Origin of the sequence: Photorhabdus sp. RM322S, assembly GCF_042879395.1 — a bacterium.
Taxonomy (GTDB): domain Bacteria; phylum Pseudomonadota; class Gammaproteobacteria; order Enterobacterales; family Enterobacteriaceae; genus Photorhabdus; species Photorhabdus khanii.
Window position 1 is genome coordinate 1 of record NZ_JBHFKW010000092.1, and the last position, 4,398, is coordinate 4,398.

The window sequence follows — 4,398 nt, forward strand, 5'->3', positions numbered from 1 at the left end:
ATCGGTAGTAAAGTTTCGGTTGCGTCGATTGTTGGGAAACATCGAGGAAGTGCAATACCGGTACCGGAGCCAATAGTCGCTTCTAATGGGCTGACTTATAAATCGAATCCCAAACACACTCTTGGTCAGCAAGGTAATCGACCTAATGCAGGAATTGAACCTAAAAACTCAGTGGATTTATTTAATTACTCTATTTCCTCTACCTCTAAAGAAAAGCAAAGATATTCCTTTGATTCTGAAAGAAATGTTCATCGCTTTTCTTACAGCAATGATGGTACATGGCATTGGTCTGGTAGTACTGGAGATCAAAAAAATCCATTAGACAGACAAGAAATTCCTAATGATGTGAAGAAAAGTTTTGGCTTACCTGGTAAATGGAGATAGAAACTATGATTTTCGGTGATCCATATCGCTTTGCGATATTAGTAGAATATATTCCTTATTGGAGTGATAGTTCATTCAAAAATGGATTATTCCATTTTTATATTAATGGAATAATGTTCCCTGATGAACTAACTACCGCGACACTAAATGTGGATATTTTTTCTTTAGATGATAAAAATGCATTGGTTTCTTTTCCTGAAAATAAAGAGCTATTTGATAAAGAAACCAAAGAAGCATTTAACACGATGTTAGGTCTGATATCTCCTAATCTGGTTGATAGTAACAGTGATATACCTGAAAATTTTGAATCGTCATATATTTATAAAGCTTCAACAGAGAATATTGATGACTTTGGTAGTTCTGTATTTGCTGTTTCTTACGATGATATTGTTAGAATCATCGGAGCAAAACGACGTGTTTTGAGATATGATAATAATGGTCGTGGTTATTGGGAAGATATTCCTAACCCAGACTTTTATGAAATAAAAATTTATAAAGATGAAGTTAGAGAAATAATTTCTAATATAAAAAAATATTATATATCATTATAACATCTATATAGCCCCAACCTCGGTTGGGGTTGACTTATCTACTGATTATCACTTATTTATCAGTGAAATAATTCATAATTCTCTCTTTTGAGTTCTACATTAATGCCTACAATCTGACCAGAGAACTTCAAGAGGCAAATAAGCAAGGAGCCTCTACCGAAGCCATCTGGAACAAATACGGAGAACTGAGCGTTGCGCAACGGGCAGAAATGTTGTCTGACTGTGCCGGAAACGGTGGATTATGTACACTGACCTATCAGGCCGAAATGGACGGTGGGATAAAAACAGCCGATGCCGTTAGTGGCCTGAGATGGATGTTTGGCTTATCAGAGGCAGATGCTCATCGTCTCAGCCAGTTTGTGACTACAGAAAACCAGAACGATTTAGGGCTGTTGTATAACTCACTACCTGCCTGGGAAAAAGGTGCACTGATAGCCAAATAAGCGGTAGAATCTGCCGGTATTGGTGGTGCTATCGGTAGTAAAGTTTCAATTGCTTCGATTATTGGGAAGAATAAACAACCGAATCAAGGTACAAGTGGGAAGCCTGAAGCTGAAAAAGGAACAATTGTTAGTACAAATAACATTCACTCTTCATTAAAACTCGGGGAAACAAAAGTTGTTAATGAAGTGAAAATGACTAGAGTTGGTAGATGGATGTCACCTGATGAATTAGCACAAATGCAAAGTAGCGGAAAAATTGTTCAAGGAGGTGGTGGGCAAACATTTATCTCTACTAATGGAGCATCCGATTTTAAAGGTACAGCACCAAAAGGTTCGGTTTATGCTGAATTTGATGTACCAGCAAACAGCCTTTTAAAAGGTGGTAAGGATGGATGGTTTAAAATGATTGGCCCTGATGCAAGTAAATCACAACAATTTTTACTGAATAAACAAGATGGTCAGCAATTACCTGAAATTAAGAATATTACTATTGTAGATAAAAAATGAGGATTTCAATGAATATGCACGACTTTGATAAAAATATAAAACCTCTTTTAAAAAATTATTCTTTTGAATATTCATTTTTTGTTGATGGTGAGTTTGGCAATCTTGAACGAATTGAATTTGAAGGCTGTGGGAAGCTGGGAACTATTGATATATGGTCTAAAGGTTGGTTAAGTGTAGATATATACGATTGTATCTTAGATAAACAAGTAATGAATGGAATATATTCACCCGAGGAGAAACAATCTCACAAAACCATAGTAGAGATGCTTTTAAGGATACTGCTAAATGAAAAATAAAGTAGAAATTATACTAGGCGACATAACTAAAGTTGCTGTTGATGCCATCGTTAATGCAGCTAATACATCTTTACTTGGAGGTAGCGGAGTTGATGGAGCAATACATAAAGCTGGTGGAAAAATTATTTTAGAAGAATGCCAAAAAATTAGAGCTAAACAAGGTGGCTGTAAAGTTGGTGATGCTGTCATTACAAGTGCAGGCAATTTGCCAGCTAAATACGTGATCCATACTGTAGGTCCACGTTGGAATGGCGGCAATAATAATGAATTTTCATTATTAGAAAAATCTTATTTAAGTTGTTTTGAATTATCTAAGATCTATAATATCAAAAGGCTTTCTTTTCCTAATATTAGTACAGGGATTTATAAATTCCCTAAAGAACTGGCTGCTAAAATTTCCTTAGACACCATTGTTTCATATTTAAATAATAACCCTCACATTTCTAAAGTCAATATTGTCTGTTATGAAAAAGATAATTATGATATATGTATAAATTTAATGAATAATAATTTTTACAAAAATAAATTTTAAATCTTCTGTCGTTCCCTTTCTAGAAAGGGAACGACTACTTCCCAGAAGGAATTCATTTTCATATTAACCAGAAAAATCACTTATCCACATTTGATAGAATATCTAAAAAAGGGATAAGCGGTACACATAATACTGATGTATTTAATCAAATCACATCTACTAATGGCGTAAAAATTATGGGGAAAACACCCGGCTCAATAGAATAAGTGTCGTTATAACTGATTAACCGGCTGTATCCTATTTAGAATCCATTGCGAAATGGAGTCGATAAAAGACGAGGATAAAAGACGAGATTGAGCAGTATCACTCTCCAGTTGAAAGCTACAACCCTCGGAATGAGAATCTTTTTACAGATTTGTCATCTTTTAAACATAGTGCACTTTCTCTTTTTACTTGTTTTCCCTTTTTTGGCGATCAGAAAGCTGCTTTTTCGGTGATGAGTTAACTAAGGGTAAAAAAACAGGTACCCATTAATGCCATATTTTTAAAAGGTATTGAGTGACTAAAAATAACTTATTCCTTGTTATGTTTAATATATTTACCGAAAATGCTCTCCTCCGCTTATTTTATATTTACCTAGCCCTGCCATGAAAATTTAAAAACACGAAAACAGAGGTATTAAATATTTATATAAAAAATGCATTTAACCATAAGTTAAATTTTTTAAAAGGATATTGATTATATTTAATCGAAGTCCATTAACCATTAAAAGAGAGTTAAAAAATCAGCGAAAAAAAGAATATTATCCGAAAAAACATAAAATGGTATCTTTATACCATCAGACTATTTACGGGTTGATTTATGAAGATAAAACAAAGGATTATGATTTATAAAAACCACTCAGAATTACCAATAAGACAGTGTCAGTGAAGATAAAAAGTGTACATAATTAACGTTGATAAAACGTAAAACACAATATACCATGATGATTAAATTTAATAGAAAACCGATGTTAAAAGTAGTGAAAACAACGATTAAAACCAGAGGTTAAAAAATGAAATTTAATAAAAGTTTAAAACCTGCCCATCATAAATCCATCCGTGAAAAATGAGAAAAATAATTAGCTTTATTAATGCTCACATACCCATAAAAAAGGAAAAATAAGATTATTAAATATTTTAATAAGACAATGTATTTTAAAAAAACAACCGACTTTAATAACGTTTTCAACTGAAAATAAATTTTTATATCAGCCAGTTAAATAATCGTTTGGAAAAAGCATGAATAACAAAATCCGCAAAAAAGATGATTTAACCGAATACGAAACAGATTATTTTCAGCGTTATTATGTTGCATTTATCATGCAACACCATGACACATTAAACACCCCCATTTAAACTTGTTTTATACTATTTTACCCGGTCCAATAACATTACCTTTCTACGGTAGAAAGATTATTCATCTTTTTATACCGTTAATGTGATTTAACGCTTAAATACCCACTTAATCATTATAACCTTTCCGGATGATTAATCCTTGAAAGTTTTCACTATTGTTGGTGTAATAAATCATTATTAAATTAATTCACCGATCAATTTAAACATATATAGGTGGATGTAGTTAAGTGAAAATCATATGAATATCCTATTTTAATAAATAAAAGGTTTTATTTTGGCAACCAAAAAACTTTCAAAATGACATTCACTAAATACAAATACCATTTATTACTCTAAAATAGCCATTTT

At 32.4% G+C, this 4,398-nt stretch carries 5 protein-coding genes and 1 pseudogene; all 6 read left to right on the plus strand.

Annotated features, from left to right (window positions below; all coding sequences use genetic code 11):
• Positions 1–384, plus strand: a pseudogene (locus tag ACGF63_RS22405) (hypothetical protein); the annotation flags it as partial.
• Between the two features lie 5 nt (positions 385–389).
• Positions 390–935, plus strand: coding sequence for an immunity 42 family protein (locus tag ACGF63_RS22410; RefSeq protein WP_387633282.1), 546 nt, complete (start codon positions 390–392; stop codon positions 933–935).
• A gap of 209 nt (positions 936–1,144) precedes the next feature.
• Complete coding sequence (locus ACGF63_RS22415) at positions 1,145–1,378, plus strand: hypothetical protein (protein WP_387633284.1); 234 nt, start codon at positions 1,145–1,147, stop codon at positions 1,376–1,378.
• Positions 1,379–1,570: 192 nt separating this feature from the next.
• Positions 1,571–1,885 (plus strand): hypothetical protein, encoded by a 315-nt coding sequence (locus tag ACGF63_RS22420; protein WP_387633286.1) that lies wholly within the window; start codon positions 1,571–1,573, stop codon positions 1,883–1,885.
• Between the two features lie 8 nt (positions 1,886–1,893).
• Complete coding sequence (locus tag ACGF63_RS22425) at positions 1,894–2,181, plus strand: hypothetical protein (protein WP_387633288.1); 288 nt, start codon at positions 1,894–1,896, stop codon at positions 2,179–2,181.
• The gene (locus ACGF63_RS22430) at positions 2,171–2,713 is read left to right on the plus strand and encodes a macro domain-containing protein (protein ID WP_387633289.1); all 543 of its coding nucleotides are present in this window, start codon (positions 2,171–2,173) and stop codon (positions 2,711–2,713) included. Before ACGF63_RS22425 ends, ACGF63_RS22430 begins: the two co-directional genes overlap by 11 nt.
• The last annotated feature ends 1,685 nt before the right edge of the window (positions 2,714–4,398 follow it).